The 18,962-nt window shown below is 61.0% G+C and carries 14 protein-coding genes and 1 pseudogene; 8 read left to right on the top strand and 7 right to left on the bottom strand.

Going from position 1 to position 18,962, the window contains the following annotated elements; genetic code table 11:
• Nucleotides 1-111 precede the first annotated feature (111 nt).
• From MTX36_RS26900 to MTX36_RS26890, 3 genes are read right to left on the bottom strand one after another with little or no spacing between them, the layout of a single operon-like run.
• Nucleotides 112-2,268 carry a hypothetical protein gene (locus MTX36_RS26900; RefSeq protein ID WP_243622722.1) on the bottom strand — a complete coding sequence of 719 codons (2,157 nt, stop codon included), beginning with the start codon at nt 2,266-2,268 and terminating at the stop codon, nt 112-114.
• Nucleotides 2,261-4,342 (bottom strand): DEAD/DEAH box helicase family protein, encoded by a 2,082-nt coding sequence (locus MTX36_RS26895; protein WP_243622721.1) that lies wholly within the window; start codon nt 4,340-4,342, stop codon nt 2,261-2,263. Before MTX36_RS26895 ends, MTX36_RS26900 begins: the two co-directional genes overlap by 8 nt.
• Nucleotides 4,335-4,931 carry a hypothetical protein gene (locus MTX36_RS26890; protein WP_243622720.1) on the bottom strand — a complete coding sequence of 199 codons (597 nt, stop codon included), beginning with the start codon at nt 4,929-4,931 and terminating at the stop codon, nt 4,335-4,337. Before MTX36_RS26890 ends, MTX36_RS26895 begins: the two co-directional genes overlap by 8 nt.
• A 700-nt stretch (nt 4,932-5,631) precedes the next feature.
• Between MTX36_RS26890 and MTX36_RS26885 the strand changes: the two genes are divergently transcribed.
• Both MTX36_RS26885 and MTX36_RS26880 read left to right on the top strand, forming a co-directional pair.
• Nucleotides 5,632-5,976 carry an Lsr2 family protein gene (locus MTX36_RS26885; protein ID WP_279395065.1) on the top strand — a complete coding sequence of 115 codons (345 nt, stop codon included), beginning with the start codon at nt 5,632-5,634 and terminating at the stop codon, nt 5,974-5,976.
• A gap of 9 nt (nt 5,977-5,985) precedes the next feature.
• Nucleotides 5,986-6,150: a hypothetical protein gene (locus tag MTX36_RS26880; protein ID WP_243622719.1), complete on the top strand. Its 165-nt coding sequence runs from the start codon at nt 5,986-5,988 to the stop codon at nt 6,148-6,150.
• Between the two features lie 88 nt (nt 6,151-6,238).
• Here MTX36_RS26880 and MTX36_RS30340 read toward each other — a convergent pair whose 3' ends face one another.
• Together MTX36_RS30340 and MTX36_RS30335 are read right to left on the bottom strand one after the other, a co-directional pair.
• Nucleotides 6,239-6,532 (bottom strand): hypothetical protein, encoded by a 294-nt coding sequence (locus MTX36_RS30340; protein ID WP_243622734.1) that lies wholly within the window; start codon nt 6,530-6,532, stop codon nt 6,239-6,241.
• Between the two features lie 234 nt (nt 6,533-6,766).
• Nucleotides 6,767-6,898: pseudogene (locus MTX36_RS30335) on the bottom strand (transposase family protein); the annotation flags it as partial.
• A gap of 317 nt (nt 6,899-7,215) precedes the next feature.
• Between MTX36_RS30335 and MTX36_RS30330 the strand changes: the two are divergent.
• The 3 genes from MTX36_RS30330 to MTX36_RS26855 all read left to right on the top strand — a co-directional run bounded on the left by MTX36_RS30330 (nt 7,216) and on the right by MTX36_RS26855 (nt 10,925).
• Nucleotides 7,216-8,046 carry a DUF4190 domain-containing protein gene (locus MTX36_RS30330; protein ID WP_243622718.1) on the top strand — a complete coding sequence of 277 codons (831 nt, stop codon included), beginning with the start codon at nt 7,216-7,218 and terminating at the stop codon, nt 8,044-8,046.
• Nucleotides 8,047-8,311: 265 nt separating this feature from the next.
• Complete coding sequence (locus MTX36_RS26860) at nt 8,312-8,908, top strand: hypothetical protein (protein ID WP_243622717.1); 597 nt, start codon at nt 8,312-8,314, stop codon at nt 8,906-8,908.
• Nucleotides 8,909-9,038: 130 nt separating this feature from the next.
• Nucleotides 9,039-10,925, top strand: a complete 1,887-nt coding sequence (locus tag MTX36_RS26855; protein ID WP_243622716.1) for a hypothetical protein — start codon at nt 9,039-9,041, stop codon at nt 10,923-10,925.
• A gap of 170 nt (nt 10,926-11,095) precedes the next feature.
• Here MTX36_RS26855 and MTX36_RS26850 read toward each other — a convergent pair whose 3' ends face one another.
• Complete coding sequence (locus MTX36_RS26850; RefSeq protein ID WP_243622715.1) at nt 11,096-12,430, bottom strand: McrC family protein; 1,335 nt, start codon at nt 12,428-12,430, stop codon at nt 11,096-11,098.
• Nucleotides 12,427-14,253, bottom strand: a complete 1,827-nt coding sequence (locus MTX36_RS26845; protein WP_243622714.1) for an McrB family protein — start codon at nt 14,251-14,253, stop codon at nt 12,427-12,429. The genes MTX36_RS26850 and MTX36_RS26845 overlap by 4 nt, the downstream gene beginning before the upstream one ends.
• Before the next feature lie 316 nt (nt 14,254-14,569).
• Here MTX36_RS26845 and MTX36_RS26840 point away from each other — a divergent pair, with 316 nt between their 5' ends.
• From MTX36_RS26840 to MTX36_RS26830, 3 genes are all read left to right on the top strand, one after another.
• Nucleotides 14,570-16,378 (top strand): hypothetical protein, encoded by a 1,809-nt coding sequence (locus MTX36_RS26840; protein ID WP_243622713.1) that lies wholly within the window; start codon nt 14,570-14,572, stop codon nt 16,376-16,378.
• Between the two features lie 134 nt (nt 16,379-16,512).
• Nucleotides 16,513-17,148, top strand: coding sequence for a GIY-YIG nuclease family protein (locus MTX36_RS26835; RefSeq protein WP_243622712.1), 636 nt, complete (start codon nt 16,513-16,515; stop codon nt 17,146-17,148).
• A gap of 290 nt (nt 17,149-17,438) precedes the next feature.
• Nucleotides 17,439-18,377 (top strand): HNH endonuclease, encoded by a 939-nt coding sequence (locus MTX36_RS26830; protein ID WP_243622711.1) that lies wholly within the window; start codon nt 17,439-17,441, stop codon nt 18,375-18,377.
• Nucleotides 18,378-18,962: the final 585 nt, after the last annotated feature.

The raw sequence follows: 18,962 nt of genomic DNA, 5'->3' as shown, positions 1-18,962 counted from the left end.
TCAGGCGAGAGAACATCTGATTGCCGCCGCAACGCGCCCCACCATCGACTGACATATGGAGGAGACCGCGACAGTGCCTGGCACCCAAAACCTCTAGAGCCCGTCGTATCCTTACGGTTCGTGTCTCGATTCGGTCTGGGGATCGGCGGACGTGGGCCGGGGTGCTGGGCTGGGGATGACACGGGCAACTTCTATCACCTGCTGGTATCGGTACCAGCCGGCTTCTTCGCCGCCGAGTTGCTCCCAACGGAACCGGGTAGCGCGGAATTCTCCGAAGGATGGTGGCCGCCCGAGTGCCTCGTACTGCTGAAGGTAGCGGAGTGCCGCTTCAGCGAGCTGCCCCAACTCCGGGTCCTTGGCATAATCCGGATCGTATGATTTCTCTGCTGCAGCCCACCTGCCGCCGAGCTGGGCATACACGGCATACATGAAGTCGCGTGGGTCGCCGACGAGAAGGTCGTGGCGAGCGGTGGTCGATGGCGACGGCTCGCCCAGGGCGGCATACAAGGCGGCCAAGTCCCCATCGAACCAGTGGTTGGCCGTAGGGATAGCGAAGCTGGCGAATTGCTTGAATGTGGGTGGCTTGTTGCGTGCGGCGGTTCTGCGGTTGAACTCGCGTGCGGCGTCGCGTATTTCGCTGTTCCACCGGTGGCGGAGGTAGTCATCGAGATGTCTGTCGGCCCAGGCCCGTCGGTGACGAGTGACGATGTCACGAACAGTCTCGAATCCGTCGCGCCGACGGTCCCAGCCTTCCGCCCACGGCTGGATAGGGCCGAGGTGCTGCTCTGCCTGAGCGAGTTCCTCGAACATGCCGCCGTCGATCGGAAACCCGAAGTCGGCGAGCGCATTCACCTCCTGTCGGTAGCGCTCCGCGATCTCTGTCAGGTTCCTGCTGGTATATGTGTTGCACGCTGACCAGCAAGTCAGTGCGACGCCGTTCCACAGGTCAATCGCGGGACCAAAAGCCAGCGCCATCTGATGGTGTGGGTGGAACTCGCTGACGATCCGTTCGGGCCAGCGCGGCAACGTGATTCCGTCCCAGAGTCGGTCGATGTCATCGCACAGATCTGCCGGCAGTAGTTTCCGGTACAGCGGTGGGGCGGGAATCTGGCCCGTTGCCAGCTCGAAAGCGTCTTCGACTAGTCCTCGAGCCGGCTTCGCTCGAGATTGTTGTGCGGCGTGGACGTGATCGAACGATTGCCACCACCGGCGCATCACTGCGACACGGTCCTCGACTGCTGAGGTCCCTGTGGTGCGGCCCAGCAGTGCGCCCAGCATCCGTTCGAGTTCGTCAACAGGAAGGCCGCTTGTGGCTGCTACCGCCGTCAACTTGTCCGAGCCGCCCAGATATACGCGCGGCTCGGGTAGTGAGGTCAGGATGTGTTCGGCGTCGTTCGGTGGTTCGCCGAGGTAGTCGAGGAACGCCAGCCAGTCGCCACCGAAGAGGCCGGACAGTGCTGCCTGGTAGGTGCCCGTCAATACGGAACGAGCGAGGGGCGGTCCGCTCATGGCCTTCGAGTAGTACCGAGCGGCCAGCGATTGAATGGATCGGGCTCGCCACCTTCGTACGGTGTCGGAGCCGACTTGCGAGGCGAGGGCTGCCACGAGGGCTTGCTTCGCCACCATCTGGCCGTCGATGCGCAGACGACTCCAATTGCCGCCGTACCGCATATCGGCAAGCTGTTCGACAACATCGAGGTTCAACTCAGAGTAGGTGGTGGCGATCAGGTCCCAGATGTGACGCTGCTGGTCGGCGGTCAAAGGCTTGCCAGAGGTGGTGCGTGCATCGACAGGAGCGAAAAGTTCGGAGAACACGGGGATGAGCAGCGCCCATATCGCCAGCGCATCGTCATTGGTTCGCAGGTCTACCTTCGCAGCGGTGGCATCGCGCGCGGCGTTGACAGCGAACCGGGGATGGAGGTCGGTGAGCGACGGTAGGTTACACATCCCGACCTTGAGCAACGCGATCTGTGGGAGGAACCACGCACCCCGTGACTGCTGGCGTTCAAGTAGATACCGATCGCCAAGCAGTTGACGCTGCTGCGCGTCCAAACCCAAGATGGTGACGGAGTCGGACCTGGTCATGTTCTTATCGACTTTGACAGCGACTCTGACTACAGGGTCGCCGGCGAAGGAACTGGTGAGGATCGTCGTGAGGAGGGCATCGAGTTCTGCGAACTGCTCGCTGCGTCCGGCTGCGTCCTCGGCCTCGAGGATTTCGTGTGGTGGGCATCCGAGGATTCGCCTACCGAAGGTCGGCTCACTCACGGAATTGCCTGGAGATGTCGACGAACTGCTGGAAGTTGACCGGGTCGTCGGTTCCGGCTGCATATTCGGCATACCGCTGGGCCATCGCTGCGAGCTCTCGCTCGTCCCGGTGGGCTTCGATGAGGGACTCGTCGTGGACGACTCGGGCTTCGGTGGCGCCGCGCTCGAACAGGACGAATGCGTCGGGGTGTCCGGCAACGTCGTGACCGCGCGTGCCGGGCACGTCTAGCTCGGTAGCAGACTTCCGCCAGTCGTCCGGCAGGGCATGGACTGTGTGAGGGTCCATGTCGTTTTCCAGATAGATGGTGTCGATGTGGTCGTCGAGACCGAACTCTGCGTGATAGATGACGTCGAGGAATTGCTGCTCGGGTCCAACTCGGCCGAGCAATGCCGGGTGGCGCAGCACCCGAATACCGCGTCCGATGAATTGGTAGAACTCGTTGAAACTACCGTAGGCCCGCAGTGGTACAACGACGCAGATGGGCGGAAAGTCGTACCCTTGCGCGAGCATCTTCAGCTGCGCAATGCCTTGCAAGTCACCGGTATCGGACTCGAACCGCTGTCTCGTCCGCTTGATGTGGGCGTCGGTCTGGCTGTGGTGCAGGGTGGCGCAGGGAATGCCATGTTCCTCGGCGATCCGGGCGATCTGCTCGGCATGCCGCTCCCCGAGCGCAGCAAAGAGGACCCGCGGCTTCACCGGATGGAGCAGCTCGGTCTGCGCGTCCAAGACTGCCCTCACCAGACGCATCATCTGACGTATCGGTTCGTTCGACTTCGCGGTAATACGGGCAAGCTTGCGCTCGTCAGCGATAACTTTGAGAAGTTCGTCCCGTCCGACGATTTCCTCGCGCGCACCGTCGGGCCACACAAGTTCATACGTCGTCGCTGCCGAGTCGGGCGCGAACCGGTGAACCCGCAGGTTCTTGGCATTGCCATCGGCGATCGAGTCGACAAGCCGGTACCTATACACCACATCAGCGTCGATCGGTTTGCCGTCCAGGCGTTGGAAGCACGCCGACATGAGGAGAGTCCGTGCGTCGGCGAAGTGAGAAAACAACCGTTGGTAGGACTCTGCTGCCGCGATATGAGCCTCGTCGACGACGATGAGATCGATATCGTCGACGTTGAGCTTGGCAAGCAGGTCGTCGGGATCGGTCCCGTTCCCGAGCGAATGAAAATTCGTGACGATAACGTCGGCAGCGAGCAGCTGCTCTCGGGTGATGGATCTGATGGCGCCGCCCTCACGATCGAGGGTGAGGACGTTCGGGGGCCGGCTTCCGGGTATGAGTGGGCCACCTGGCAAGCCGTAGAGAACGTTGCCGACTGCTTGGTGGTCCCATGCCCGATCGAAGGTGCCTCGAATGACCTTTCCGGGCGTCACGATGAGAGTCCGGCGACGTGTGAAAGCTAGGGAGGCGAGTACTCCCAGTGCAGTTTTGCCGGCGCCGACGCTCATCACGCAGGCAGCGTTGGAGCCGCCTCCGCCGTAGTAGTTCGCCAGGGCACTGAACGCTTCACGCTGGCACAGACGAAGTGTCTTGTGGTTGAGCCTGGTGCGGACTTGGTCGAAGTACGAGGTGTCGTTCATGGCGGATTCCTCGGTGGTGGCTTCGCGCCATGGCGTCGGATCGAGCGCGTGAAGGGGATCTGGATTCATCTCCGGCACCTCGATGCGAGGGTTGGGATTGATGAACCTGGCCAACCGGGCGTCCGCCGCGAGGATCGTCTGGAGCTGAACCACGCAGCGGCGGGTGTCCGAGCGAATGCCGTCGTAGGTGAACCGAACCACGCTTCGCCCCGTGGCGGCCAAGTCGTTCTGGCGGAACCGATCGTAAGTGAACGCGGACCGGGTTCCGTGAAACTCGAAACCGTCGAGCTCGACCGCGACACGCTCCGTCTCGCCGACCAATTCGTAATCGATGAGATAGCTGCGGCCGTGCACCTCGGCGGGTTGCTGCGCAACGACATGGGCCTCGAGGCCGGGCAGGCTCGCAGGGCCGAGGACCCAGCGCAGAAAGGCATACTCGAGAAACGAGGTCGATCGCAGCTTCGAGTGAAGGTCGATATCATGCATCGGCCGCCTCGGCATCGAGGGCAGCGACCCGTTCGACAATTGCTGCCCGCCCGGGGTACACGCCGAATTGCTCGCCGATGTCCGCGACCACAAGGGCATCGCGCCAAGCGCCTTCTCGGGTGTAAAGCGTGATCAGGCGACCAAATGCCGGCACGCTGAAGTACTGCAGTTCGTCACCGAACATGATCGCATCCGGACACGCCTGAATGAGTCTCACATCCAGCCACGATAAGGACTCGACGTGCGCTAGGACGAGAGGCTCACTTCTCCGCCGTCGCCAGAGCACTTCGATCACATCCTGAATGGCGAAGTGGTAGTCCTCCGCCTCGCCCGGGACCTCCAGGGTTTCGTAGAGGTTGCGAAGCATGGCATCCACGCTCATGTCGGCGATGTTCAGATCGAACCAACGTTGAGCCGCTGGACTAGTCGAATCGTCTGGCTCGTCCTGCATCGCGACCCGTTTGCCACCGAGGTAAAGCTCTCGCGGACGAGCCTTCGCGGCTAGTAACCGCCGCCGATCGATTCCATGCGGAGTCTTGTAGGTGACTCCGGGAATATCCCCGAATCGCTTGAACCACTCGGTGTCCATCGCCGCACCCATTTCGTTGTGGGATAACAGAAATGAGCGTACGGGCTGCAGCGTCCGCGGGATAGGGTGAGTATCCCCTACAGATATCCGCTGGACCTGCTGACATGAGACCGTCGAGCAGGCCTTTCGCTGGGTCGTCGCCGTCCTACTTCTTTTGCCCGGGAGGGACAACAGAGCTGATCGACGCACATATTGGCCTTGAGCCCCGTGCACATGCACGTCTTGAGTTCTGCGGTCACAGCTTTGAGCTTCGATTTGTGTTCGAGTTAGATTGTGCCGACCAGGTCATCACCAGAATCGGGAAGTCGATGTTCAGAGCCGGACTGGCCGAGGAGTCGTCATTAATCTCGAAGGCAGGGAAGCCGCCCACGTCTTGAGGCGATCGCAGTGCACGTCGAGCCGTTTTGCGGAGATACTCACCGGATGTCTTGGTGCATAATTGAACTCGTGTCAGTCTACCGTCTCTGAAGAAGAACTTCCGCACCTGTACCGATTCGTGCGAGGACTAGACACCGGCCGTTTTTCGGTCAGGAATGGGCTGACCCTGCCCTACAGATCCGGTGCTGTCGAAGGCCCTGTGAACCGGTTGACGGGTTGGCAGAGACTCGCGCCAATCAACCCGAAGGACTATTGCAATGGCAGAGACTCGCGCCAATCAACCCGAAGGACTATTGCAATGGCAGAGATACTGATCCGGTAGCTGATTGACGATCTCGACGGAAAGCCGATTGACGGCGGGTTCGGTGAACGAATCGAATTCTCCCCTCAGGGAATCGATTACGTGATCGATCTAAGATTGGCGAACGCGGACAAAATGGGAGTGGCTCTACAGCCTTACATCTCAGTCACGGAGAAGATCGGAGTTGCGCGCCGTAGTCGCAAGCTGCCTGCAACAGCAGTAGAAAAGGCGACGGGTTCGGGACGCTCCACGGAGCAACTGCAGGCGATCCGCGACTGGGCAAAACAGAACGACTACGAAGTCTTACCACGTGGGCGGATCAAGCAGGAAATCATTGCGGTGAAACTTATTTCACGGTCGAGATAATCTGAAACTGTGCCGTGGTCAGCTGGTGAACCTTTTGTCGTCGAGGACGCTGATCTCACCGAGATAGCTCCCCTGGTGGACGATGCAGTAGTTGTAGGTTCCTCGCGGGCTGTCCTTGGTGAAGCGGCCGTGTTGGGGACTCCGGGCGGGTTCGCGGACTTCGTGAAGCCTTGATTAGTGATGTCGGTACTGAACAGGTCGGACAGTTTCGATGCTCCCTGCTCGGTTTCGGAGCGGTGAACGTTTGTGCCGGAAACCGTCATCATGGCAGTGCGGCGAGCGCGTCCTGAAGTCCGGGGTAGGTGGGGTCCTCGGCGAGAACTTTCTCGATGCTCTTGCGTGCGGCCGCTTTCCGGTTCTGTGCCAGGTCGACCTGTGCCCGCTCGAGCAGCGCACGATGTCGTACTTCGGAAGCGCGGGAGCGGACCCTCAAGGCTTCCTTGAAACTCTCGCGAGCGGCCTCGTTGTAGCCGAGCTGCGCGAATGCTCGACCGCGAAGCGCGAACAGCAGCGCGGTGGCGTCGTCTCCTAACCTCAATCTTGTGTGAGAGGTCACTGCCGGCCTGATCGGTTCGCCGATGATGTTTTCACGGCCCGAATCAGTATCAGGGCATGACAGACCGACCCATGTGCAGTCGGCATGCTGCCGGATTCCAGTTTCCGGGGTCGTGTTCTTTCCTTTCGTACCAACAAGATTCGCCGGGCTCTCCGTTGGCGACGCCTCCAGGCTGGTCAGTCCGTCGATCTGCTCGACAAATGCGCGTCGGTCACAGCCGGTGTTCGAGCACAGAAACCGGTGCACCTGCAAGACAACGTAACTCGATCGGCCAGCTATAGCCGTATCGGCGAGCATGCGTTCGTACCGACTGTGCACTCGTTTCGAGGAAACACCACAGGTCGGACAGCTCGCCGAAGTCGACAACGGCGACGCACGAATAAGGACTCCAACGGCGGTCGCATCGACCGAATCGATGTCGACCCCCGCCAGATGCGGAAGAAGTGCACGCAGGTCACAACAGTTCTCAGAACACCAGAACGATCATCTCCCGCGCGATCCAAGTCCTGCCCGAACGACACGCGGCGCGAATGTGGAGCCGTCACGGAAAGTGGGCCAGAACCACTCTTTCGGTCACGATTCCCGATTCGGGATCGACTGTGGCCGTGCAGTTCTGCCAATAGGCCGCCGCTTGGCGATGCGATTCACAGCGCATTCGCGCAACGCTGGTATGTCGAGAACCCGTGTCGAACATCAATGTCGAATTCACCGCGCGGAATTGCCATTTCCAACGGGTCGGTATTGTCCTGTTTCATGCTTTGGAGCAGGATGTCCCAATGTCTGAACACTATCCGCCGACAGCATCGATGCCGTTGCCACAGGGAACGCCTGGGCGCGCCACGACCCCTCCACCGGCTCGGCCACTACTAGGATTACCGATATTTTGGATCGGCCTGGGCATTTTCCTTGCAAACATCGTCGGCGCATTTCTACATGTGTTGTTGATCAAAGACTCCACAGCGGGCTGGTTTGTCATCGGTGTGGCGTCCGTCCTCGGGACCGGCGGTATCGCACTCGTTGCGTACCTAAATTATGGAATCCAGTGGTGGCATTGGCTTCTCATGGCCTTTGGCATCAACCTGTTCCTCGGCGCGGTGAATCAGACGACCGATGTATCTGGAATCCAGGTTATCGCCGGAATCGTCAACGTCGCAGGCTTTCTTGCGATGATAGTTGGGGCGATCATCGCGGCCGTGCGGTCGTCTAAAGGACAAGCTGTGGTGCCTACTGGCCCGTTGGTGGCACCGATCGTCGGTTACACCGCCGATGGACAACCCGTCTACGGCGCACCCATTCGCTCGCAGACCACCAATACCTTCGCGATCCTCGCGCTCATCTTCGGCATCCTCGGAGGTGTACTGGGGATCGTCTTCGGCCACATCGCGCTGAGCCAGATCAGGCGCACAGGCGAGAACGGCCGTGGCCTGGCTATCGCCGGCCTGGTCCTGGGCTATCTCTTTGTTGCTTTTTGGCTGTTGATCTTCATCGTTGCGGCCGTTGCTAGCGCCTCCTGACTCTCCTCGGTGCAAGCTCGCTCGCATTTCGGTTAGCGGAAATCGCGTAACTCTGTGGAGTTCTTGAATCGATCGCCACGCGAATTCAGGAAGTCTCGTATCGGACTGTGTGCTCACATTCGAATCTGTGCTTCCGGTGTGTCGGCAGGGTTGTCGGCGCCCTGGTGCCGAATCGCCGCACCAGGGCGCCCGATGTGAAATGCGTATTACGACGGCAGGGAAGGGGCTGTAATAGATGGTATTTGAGGTGAAGGCTACTCATCGAGTGACGTCGACTGGGGAGGCGGCGTGCGAGATCCACCCTGACGTCTTCGTCGACGAATGTGGTCGGGCTTTCACGACAGACGAGGCGGTGGTGGCGGATGCGGGCATTGCCGTCGTGACCCGTCTGCCGGAGGAAGACGAGTATGTCTTCGTTGTCGACGACGAGGTGACCGAGCTCGCGGTCAACTGGATCGAGGTGTTGTCCGGCGATCCGATGGCCGTGTGGCTGATAGAGCAGCGACACACGGGTCAGGGGGATTCGTCCGCACGTATTCGGCCCGACATCGACTGGGCGTTGTTGCCGCGGCGCGATGAGCGGACCGTGCAGTTCGAGCTGCGGGCAACCCACCGCGCGAAATCGAGCAGGGAACTGGCCTGCGAGATCTACCCGGACGTGTTCGTCGTCGAGCGCGGTGCCGTGTTCTCCAGACGGGCGGGAATGGCGTCGCAGCAGCCCGGCGACATTGTCGACCCGCTCACCGATTGCGCGCAGGACTGGTTCATCGTCCGAGGTCTGAAAAAGGCGGTGAATTGGGTGACTACCGTCGCGCGTATCAGGGCCGAGCGTCGCGCCGGACCGGCACGGGAAGTCTGGTAGTTGCTCGGTCGGGCCGACGGGTTCCCGCATCTATCGGCTACTACCGGCCCCGGTGAACAGCGGCTTGGCTTTTGGAGGGATGGGTGCGGCAAATGTACCTACTTGCGGAATTGAACTGGAAGGTAACTGCATGGAAAACGATATCGAAGAACCACGACTCCTCGTCGAAGAGATCTCCGACCAGATCGAGGACCAGGTCTTTCCGATGTTCGTTGCCGGCTGGTCGATACGTGTACGGATGTCGGCTACCGAGGAGCGAACCTCCATCGAGGTTCGTGCATCTGCCCCGGTGGATGGCATAGACGACGCACTTGTGACGATCGCCTACGAGCAGGGGCTGTGGGGCGTGGACGAGACGTCGACCGGGCTCCTGTCCCTAAGCGGTATCATTTCAGCGCGCGACGGTAGGTCTGTGATCGAGCACATGTACACGCACGTACCCGACTGGTTGATACCCGAGGCGGCAACCGGGCGCCCTGGGGGATTTCTCGATCTGCACGACCGTCTCGCCGATGACGACGATCCGGTCCTCGGGGGGTTGGTCGGCAAGCTGGTTCCCATATCCGACGCGATGATCTGCGCGCTGGTAGCGGGCTGGGAGTTCACAGTTACCTATCGCGAGACGAATGTGATCGAGATGTCCACGCAGGTCCCGCCCGATCTAGGCGCCCAGTTTCGGCTGGTAGTCGGCGACCTCCTGGACGTCGATGTCCGGGACATGCGGATGCGCTGGACCTTTCATGACGGGAGCTGGCAACTCGACCCCGAGGCGACCGGATTTCTCGGTGTCGATGCGAACGTCGATGCCGCTGAACTCGACTTCCTTTATGACGTGATGGCGGTAGCGGCGGCGAACTGTGCCCTCGTGCCCTCTGATACATCGAAGCAGTGGCATTCCAGAGGTGCGGCGACTCCTGCATCAATTTTGCCCGTCATCCCTCCGGCTCCGGAGCCGCTGCCCGAGCCGGACGTAGTCCATGCCCGAGCACAGGAGATCGATGCGTGGGCTGTCGAGAACGGGTTCTCCATCCCACTGGAGCCGACCCCTTCGACGCTCATCAGGTATCTCGAACAGGCTGGTGTGGGTTCCGGTGGCTACTACATTCTCGAGTTCGCGGATGGACAGTGCTATATCGGCGAATCGATCAATCTTCCCGAACGGCTCAAGCAGCATCGTGGCCGCTATCTGGACATACACCAGATCCGGGTGGTCTCCGACGCGGAGGCAACGCGATCGCTCCATGACAAACGGCGTCTCAGACTGCGCGAGAAGTCGCTCATCCATAGCGCGCAAGAGGCAGGATTGCTCGCACGCAACATCAACGAGATGGCCACGATGATCGGGGCAAGCAAACACCTCGACGACCTGATCTCTCCCGACGAACAACGCACCTGGCTGGCCGCACCCGATGTCGCCAACACCAATGACACCACTGCGCGCGAAAGCTCGTCCGTCGAACGACTCGCCCGCACCGCGGCCAACTACCGGCACTTCCTCACCCATCCCGATGCCGACCAGATCACCCGCATCATCGGCAGCTACCTCACCCGCTGTGTGCCCTATCCTGCGCGGACAGAACTTCACTCCTGGGCGATCAGCTGCCTGACCAAACCTGGCAAGCGCAGTGGTCGAGTTTCCTGTTTGACGATCGCGATGACCGAAATGCTGGTGATCTATCAGAACCGAGGTATATCGGGGCCGGGGACGATTCAGGTCAACGCGGATGAGTTGTTCCCCACCGACCAATCAGTCTGGGCGTTCTTGCGCCGCCACCCGACCGCACAATGGTCTCCCGCTGTCTACGAGGAATCAGGGCCGGGGCAGCTGCTCCTGCGTGTCGACACGCTCGATGCCCTCGAACGGCTCCTCGACGACGTCGCGGTCACCCGGGCGGCCGCCACAACTGCACTGAACATCATGCGCAAAGGCCCGTGTATGCAGCGGAAGGTTCACTGCCCTCAACTTGCGGGCGGCGCATTCGAAGCCAGTTACGAGGGAAACAAGTCGGGTAGCTGATCCATGCCTTGCGTCGTCTCCGAGCGGATCAAGGTGCTCCTCGGAGGAGTGCTGCGGCCGGCCGACTGCTGCCGTGGGCAGCGGCCGAGATCTCCGTCGCGGGGTAGTAACGGCGGTGATCGCCGCACTCCACAGGATGATCCGGATCCTCACCATGGTGGGACACCCGTCTACGAGTAGTTGTGGCGATCTACCGTGTCGCGGTCGGATGACAGAATTTTTGTGAACCGATCGATACAGCCTGCGGCTTCGATGGGCAGTCGGAGAAATTCTGCCGTCCCACCGCCACCCCATTGCAGGCTCCACGGCCCGTTCGCTTCAGCGCTCGACATCGCCGAGTCGGGAAGTAGTGGATAGGCGAGGATGCCGCGGGGTCTGATGCCCCCGCCGGAATGAGCAGCCAGGTAGCTGGTGAGTTGGTAGAGGTCTTCTCGGTTCACGGGGAACGGATCGTTGAGGCGCTTGTACTTGGCGTCGATGATCGCGGTGGGCGCAGCGTCGTCTCCGACGATGAAGTCCGGTAGCAGTCGGCCCAGTTTCTGCCCTCCGGTTGCGGCGTGCAGAAGGTGAGTTGATAGATCCGCGGTCGTTCCGTGCGTAACCGTTAGATCGTCTGCGGCGGCGCGCAGACAATGCAGCAGGAACAACTCCCACAGTTCCGCTACGTCGAGCAGGACTCCATCGTGTGTATCGGTGGAACTATCACCCTGTGGGCCTTTGTTTTTGGCGATCAGCCACGACAAATCTGCCACAGCTTTGTAGGGTTGCGTGATCGGCGAGTACCGCACCGAGCGCAGTTCCCGCCTCGTCGGGAGAGCAGGTCGGGGACCTGTCGCGGCGCGAAGATGGGGAATGAATTCGTCGATGCGCGGCCCGCGCCAACCTGCGCGTTGAATTCGAGTGTTCAAGACTCGATCGGCCAACACGATTACACGGGTGACCGGGTTGTCGACCACTTTCGGCTGGGTCAGCGACACCAGGTTCGGGCTCCGTCTCGCGCGGTACGGCACTGTGCCGGGTACATCGAGTCGCCCCCGCACACTGGGCCCTACGTGATGCTCGGTCGCGCGGATGGCGGGCATCCCGTGACGTGCCGCGTCGACCAGCGCGCGGCGCCAGGCAGCGGCCTGCAGTTCGGCGATCAGGAAGGACGTCCCGTTCTTGCCGGCGGCGCGCGGGACGATCTTCAGGTTCAACGCCGCGCTCGCCCACGCTGCGATGATGGGGAAGCCGAGGCGTGGGCGGATCTCCAATATCGTGTTACCGCTCCGGATTTCCCCGATGTAGCGGCCGGCTCGCCATGTTCCGTCCAGTTGCCGGGTCAGTACGGGTTCGGCTTGATCTTGATGTTTGGTGAAGGAATATTTGATCGGGACCAGCATCGAGGTGGGGTCCAGTCGCGGCGCCAACTCCTCGAGCCATTTGTTTTCGGCGTTGTTCAGATTTTTGGTGCCTGGAACCAGTCCGCCGAGATCTTGGTAAACGATTCGCTCCCTTATTCTCATTGCGACTTGAATGTCGTCCAGAGGGCGTTGAGGGAGCTCTCCATGGCGTCAGTTCCGGAAAGGTACTGTTCGAGTAGAGGTTTCAACGATCGAGCCCAGAGGTCGATGAGTGGGTCCTTCGCTTTGCCTCCTTTGGTCCACAAGTAGGTTCCTTTATCGGGTTTCTGACGGGCGCTGCTGAGCGATCGCCCGAGGAAGAACGTAATATCCGCGAAGTACGTGTGCCCGATCTGGTAAGCACGACCGAGGTCTTCCATCTTGAGGATCGCGTCGTTGAGCGAAACTGCGCGGTCCGCGAAAATCTCCAACTGCGCCGCCGCGTCCTCGAACGAGAAGCGTGTCCCGACATCGCCGTCCCATCGTGCACGGACAATCTCCAACAGGGTGTCCCGCTCGAATGGGCACTCGCTCCACAGGAATCGTCGTCGCAACGCGAAGTCGAGTGTCTCGACAGATTGGTCGATCTCGTTCATTGTGCCGATGACGTACAGGTTCTCCGGCATCGCCAGCCTCGTCGGCGGTTCCCCTTTGTTGATGCCCGGCAACGCTACGGAGAAACCACGCTTGTCGCGCTCGAGCAGCGAGAATGCCTCACCGAGCATCGCTGAGAGGTCCGTCCGGTTGATCTCGTCCAGGACCAGAACGAACGGTAGCGGAGTCAGATCTTCGGGAAGATCTTGTGTCGTTGCGCGGTCGATCAAGTCGGGGAGAAGGCCTGGTTGATAGCGAGTCTCGTCCCCTTCGATCCGAAGTCCTCGAATGAACTCGGCATAGCCATACCCTGGATGAAGTTGCACCCACTCGACGTTCTCGTTCACCCGGTGTTCGAGTAGATCTTTGTTGTCGAAGAACTTGCGCGGCCCCCAACTTCGGAGAGCTTCGCGCCGGATCAGGCTCTCGGCCAATTTTCTTGCGGTGAAAGTCTTGCTGGTGCCGGGGGGACCGTACAGAATGAGCTGCTTCTTCCATTCCAGCGACTCGATATCGGTCGTACCTTCGCTGTCCCTGCCCGGGCGGGACTGCCACACCCCCTGCAACGGTGCATGGTAAAAATCGACATAGCCGTCTGCCGCCAGGAAGTCGTTCTCCAACTTTGTCCGGATCGCGAGTAGTTTGCGGTCCACCGACCAATCCTCCGGAACATCCTCATCGAGAAGCTGAGCGAATGCGCTGGCGATCTCACGTTTGTGCGCGCCCGAGGCGATTCGCTCGAACGAATCAGGATGCAACAGATGTAGCAATATGTGCATCATTTCGCGGCTGTTCTGACTGGGGGCTTGCCGCACGAAATCCTCGAGCGCCCATGGATCTGCGAGTACCGCTTCTCGATCTTCCACAGACAAGCTTTTCAATCTGACCGTGAAGTCGATGAGCAACCCGAGTTGGAGATCTCGGCGCGTGTTGAATCCGACACCAGGGTGGCCGATCTTCGACCACATTGCCTTGTACGGCACCGAGCTTGTGTCTAGTTTGTATCCGGAATCGGCCAAGGTCTTGTCGATTACCTCGACTTTGCCTCGTCCTGTCACGGAACTGGTGAACAGGAAATGGATGAGCAATAGCTCTGCCGCAAAAAGTCTCAGTTCGGGGGAAGCATTTTCGAGCTGAACTTCGAACTTGCTCGCGAAGGTCCCGCCGCCGGCCGACCCGACCAGCGGATTGTTGGTGAACCGTGTCTCCAGGTCTTTGGCGTTCGCCAACGTCCAGGTTTCCGCCGGTTGCGACTGAGTCAACGACCCGTCTGCCATGAGGCAATTCTTTCGCCACAGATCGACTGTCTCGTCGATACGTTCCCGCGCCGCGTGCTCGGTGAAACGACCCATTTCTGCCCTATCGTCAGCGGACTACGTCCGAATTGAACCGCTTGTGAAACCTACTTGGCGCTTCGGCGCTGCGAGTACAGGCTCGCTGCTGCCTGAGCGTGAATGCGCGCGCAGGAAGTGCGGCCCATCTCGTCCGGCTTGGGATCGTCCCCGCGGATTATCATCGACGAACAGGCGCGATGCCGGAATTCGTGTGTGGGCAAGGCATCCGCCGGTGCGACATTCTCATTGGGCGTGGCGGTGTGCACTCCGGTGTTGCGAACTGGGGTGGCTGGCAGTGATTCGGTGTCGGAGCCCCGCTGTACGGTGTCCGATCGTGCCGACCGACAACAGAACCATCCCGTTCGAGGATCTCGCCGACGCCGACCTGTACGTCGGTGCCGTCTATCTCGGCGGTAGTAAGGGCACCGCGGGCGATGACCCGTTGGCGAAGTTGCTCCCGGTCGGAAACCAAGGTGGCTTCCGGCATGCCGGGTCACCGACGAGGGGCACGGTCCGGTTGTCGGTGCTCTACACCAGCGGCGCGGAGGCGGAATGGCCGGACGCACTCGACCCTGAGACCGGGGTGTTCACCTATTTCGGTGACAACCGCAAGCCGGGCCGAGACCTGCTCAAGACCACGCGTGGCGGAAACATCCTGTTGCGCAACGCTTTCGCCGCAGCCCGCGCAGACCGGGAGGACCGACTTTCGGTGCCGCCGTTCCTGCTGTTCGAGAAAGCCGGAATCGGCCGCGCGGTACGGTTTCTCGGTCTTCTGGTCCCGTGTGAACCGAGCCCTGAGGCAGAGGACGTGCTGACAGTGGTTCGCCACACCGCCTCGGGGCAGGAATTCGAGAACTACCGTGCACGGTTCACGGTCCTGGATACGGAAGTGGTGTCGCGGAGCTGGCTGACGAGCGTCCTGTGCGGAGCCGACACCACGAATATCGAGTGTCCCGGGGCGTGGCGGGACTGGGTCGGAGAGGAGACTGCAAGTGTCCCTGGTGCGTCAGCCGGCGCCCTCGGGTCCGCGTCCACTTCACCCTCCACATTGGAGGATGATCCCGCCCGCGCCGCAGCCGGCAACGGTGACGGCGCTGGCGCGGCCCTGTCCGACCGCGACGGTTCGCAGAGCAGTCCCGGCCGCGACCCGCGGGCGCTCTTGCTCGACGCCCTCCACCATCTGACTGTTCACCGCCAGGACGGCGCGGCGGCTTTCTACCAGTACGTGGTGTTGCTATGGGCGATATCGAGGCCGTCCAGTGCTGCTCGTCTCACCGCGTTCTCGGCAGCCCGGCAGGCGCTGGGAAAGCTGCTGACCCCCTTTGCGATCGCCGCTAGCGCCCCGGACCCGGCCATACCGTGGATTGCCCTGGCGGATTCACCCTGGTGGCAGATCGAGCTGCCCGACGCCTCCCTCCGTCAGGGACTGCGTCCGAGGGATGTGGTCCATCGCTTCGGCTCCCGAGCTGGTCTGAGCGCCGAGGCGCACACCCTCCTCGCCCGGGATGAGAACTTCCGCCGAGAGGCCGTCGCCGCCATCGCTGCGATCGGACGCGAGCACCCGGCGCTTGACGACCTACTGGCCCGTCTGGGCCTGAATTCCAACGGCAGTAGTCCCGGTGCCGACCGGGCCGCGCCGACTATCGACGCCCCAGCAGGGCATGATCCGGCGGCACGGTTGTCTGCGGCACGCGTGACCGTTATCGCGCCCGAGATCCGTACCATCGAGATGTTCGAGCGGGATCATCTCGGTCCGGTGCACGCCGAGCGCCGTGAGTCGGCGCTGCAAGAGCGGTATCTGAGGTTCCTCGAAGATCAGGGACACACGGTATGTCGCCAGATGATTGTGGTGCCGGGGGAGTCGTCGGCCCTCTATACCGATGTGTTCGACGTGACGACCGGCGAGTTGGTCGAGGTCAAGGCGGACAGTGGCCGGGCGACGATCCGGGCGGCACTCGGGCAGGTCCTCGACTACGCCCGGCACGTCCCCCATACCTCGAAGGCGGTGCTTGTTCCGGACGAGCCTGGAGCGGATCTCGTCGATCTGTTGCTGAGGTTCGGTGTGGCGGTGGTGTGGGAAGGTGTATCGGGTGGTTACCGGCGTCTCGATCCTGATTGCCGGCGACAGGCAGAGCATCGGTGATGTAGGTGCGTGCGGGTCCCAAATCTTCTGCCCTAGCTCGCCACCGAAGGATCACTTGCCGACGGTTGCGATCGGTTCGACGGCTGCGGTGTCGATGAAATTCACTGTCAGAATGCTATGAAACCATTCTCGCTATGGATACGATCTCAACCAGCAGCGCCGCGCAGGACGAAAGCGCCACGTACCTGGCAGCGTCGCCCTTCACTCGGGCTGCAGTACTCGCCCGCCCCTGTCCGGTGCCAGCAGCTCCGGGTGTCTACGGGTGGTGGTTCCGAGAAGTGCCCCCCGGCATCAACACAGCGGGTTGCGCGGAGAAGGACGGACTGACCTTGCTCTACACGGGAATCAGCCCGTCCGCGCCGCCGGCGAACGGCAAAGCCCCCAGCAAGCAGAACATCCGCTCACGGCTACGTACTCACTACACCGGGAATGCCGAAGGCTCGACACTCCGTAAGACGCTCGGGTGTCTAATGTCTGATCAGCTCGGGCTTGAACTACGCCGAGTGGGGTCAGGAAATCGGCGGACGTTCGTGACCGGGGAGAAGATACTGTCCGAATGGATGGCGGAGAATGCATTGGTGTCCTGGGTTCTGCATCCTGAACCTTGGGTGTTGGAGCACCAGCTCATTAGCAGTCTGGATGTCCCACTTAACCTGGATACCAACGCGCACAACAGTTTCTACCCGACTCTGAAGGCTGTGCGCCGCGCTGCCGTCGTTCGAGCAAACGAGTTGCCCGTCGTCCCGAATCCGGGTGTGGGCGGGAAGTAAATCATGCCGTAGTCACGGCGTAGCGGGTGCAATGAACGTCGCTCGTCGAGTGAGCCGCCGCCACTGTCGCCGACAAGAAGTGCACGGATGAGTAGAGGCATCAAGGTTGAGTTCGAGTGTCGCTTGAATGGGTCCTCAAGCGCCCGACGATTTCAGGAATCTATCGAGCAGTGGACCGGACACTTTTTGTCGCGCATCTCGCCTGCTGTGCTACCGAGGAACCCCGCCGTCGATACCGTGGCGCGCGTGCACCAGCCTTGTAGCAATCGAAGAGATGACAGGGGTGGCAGTTGAAGTTCGTAACAGGCAAGACCGCATGGCTGGCGCAGTCCAAACAGGCAGACTATCGACGCATCGTGGGAAGTGACCGGTACGACGATGACGCGGCGTCCCACTACAGCTGGGACAGCTCGGTGATTCACTCCGCCGAAGTACACGCCGGGGACATCATCGTCATCTGGGACGAGTTCCTGATAGGGGTGTCGGTAATCGAAGACATCAAGGTCGGCAACGGTTCCAAAGCGACCAGTAAGTGCCCGAAATGCAACCGGGCGAATGTAGTACGCCGGGTGCGCAAGAAACCGACGTATCGGTGCGACGACTGTTACTCGGAATTCGAGGAACCAGTTCTCGGAGAGAAGGCAGTGACGACATACCGCAGCAGCCACAGCCAATCCTGGATCAACCTCGCGGGCGTCCTCGACGGAAAGACATTGAGATCGCTGTGCGTACACCCCGGCGAGCAGAACAGCTTCAGGCGCCTTCGATGGGATGACTTCCGGCGAGTGGTAGAACAGGCGGTGCAAGGCAACCCACTTCACATCCTCGACGTCACCTCCGCACAGTTGGCAGGTGGGCACGTGGTCCGGCCGGTGCGTGTTCGAGTCGGTCAGGCCGCCTTCAGAGCCAAGCTGCTCGGTGAATACGGATCGTACTGTGCGTTCACGGGCCCGTGCCCGATCGCGGTACTTGAGGCATGCCACCTGTACAGCTATGCCGATCTCGGGGAGCACAAGGACCAGGGCGGCCTACTTCTGCGTCGAGATGTGCATCGACTTTTCGACCAAGGCTTGCTCGCCGTCGATGCCAGCGGTTTGATCGATGTGGCCGACGAGGTACGGAACTATCCCGCGTATGGCGATCTGCACGGCACTTCGATCAACGTGAAACTCACTCCGAAGCAACAGAAGTGGCTCGATGATCACTGGCGCGAGTGGCGAACGGCGTAGTTCGTTCAGCAGGTAGCGCGGCGTCGCTTCGCCAGGCTTGATTCAAACACAATGACTGGAGAGGCAGACTCGATGGTTGTGGACGGGGCGGCGGTGAGCGTCACTGATGGGTGGGAAGGGTTTTGGCGGTGACGGCTCCAGGAACCAGCCGAGGCCTGAATCGCATGTAAGTGTTTGTGGTGGCCGGCTCGGGGTGTGAGGGCCGTTCGCAGATCGTCACGCCGGCACGCAGAACTGGAAAAGTGCACTGCCGCAATGATATTACCATTCTGGACAGGTGTCGCGTGCTAGATGCCGAGGAAGCCACGGCCTTTCATCTCATGGCTAGTGTCAACCTCCTCGTCACCGCATGCGTATCTTCAGGTAGGAATCCGCGGATGTCGTCAAAGGGATGGGATTCAAACCATCCGGATCAAAAGGATGGATATGGCACAGAAACGAACATGGACGTTCGGTGGGGGACTCGGTCCTGCAGGCTTGAATGGAACCTTCAGTACCACCTCAGCGAATGTTGTAACCGATGCCGACCGCGTGCGAACGCTGTTTGCCATTGTCGGGTCTAAGCGAATTTTCACGGACCCGGTA

Source organism: Rhodococcus sp. ARC_M6 (genome assembly GCF_022810305.1).
Taxonomy (GTDB): domain Bacteria; phylum Actinomycetota; class Actinomycetes; order Mycobacteriales; family Mycobacteriaceae; genus Rhodococcus_F.
Note: the sequence above shows the minus strand (reverse complement) of the source record. Positions and strands in the feature narration are given on the sequence as shown.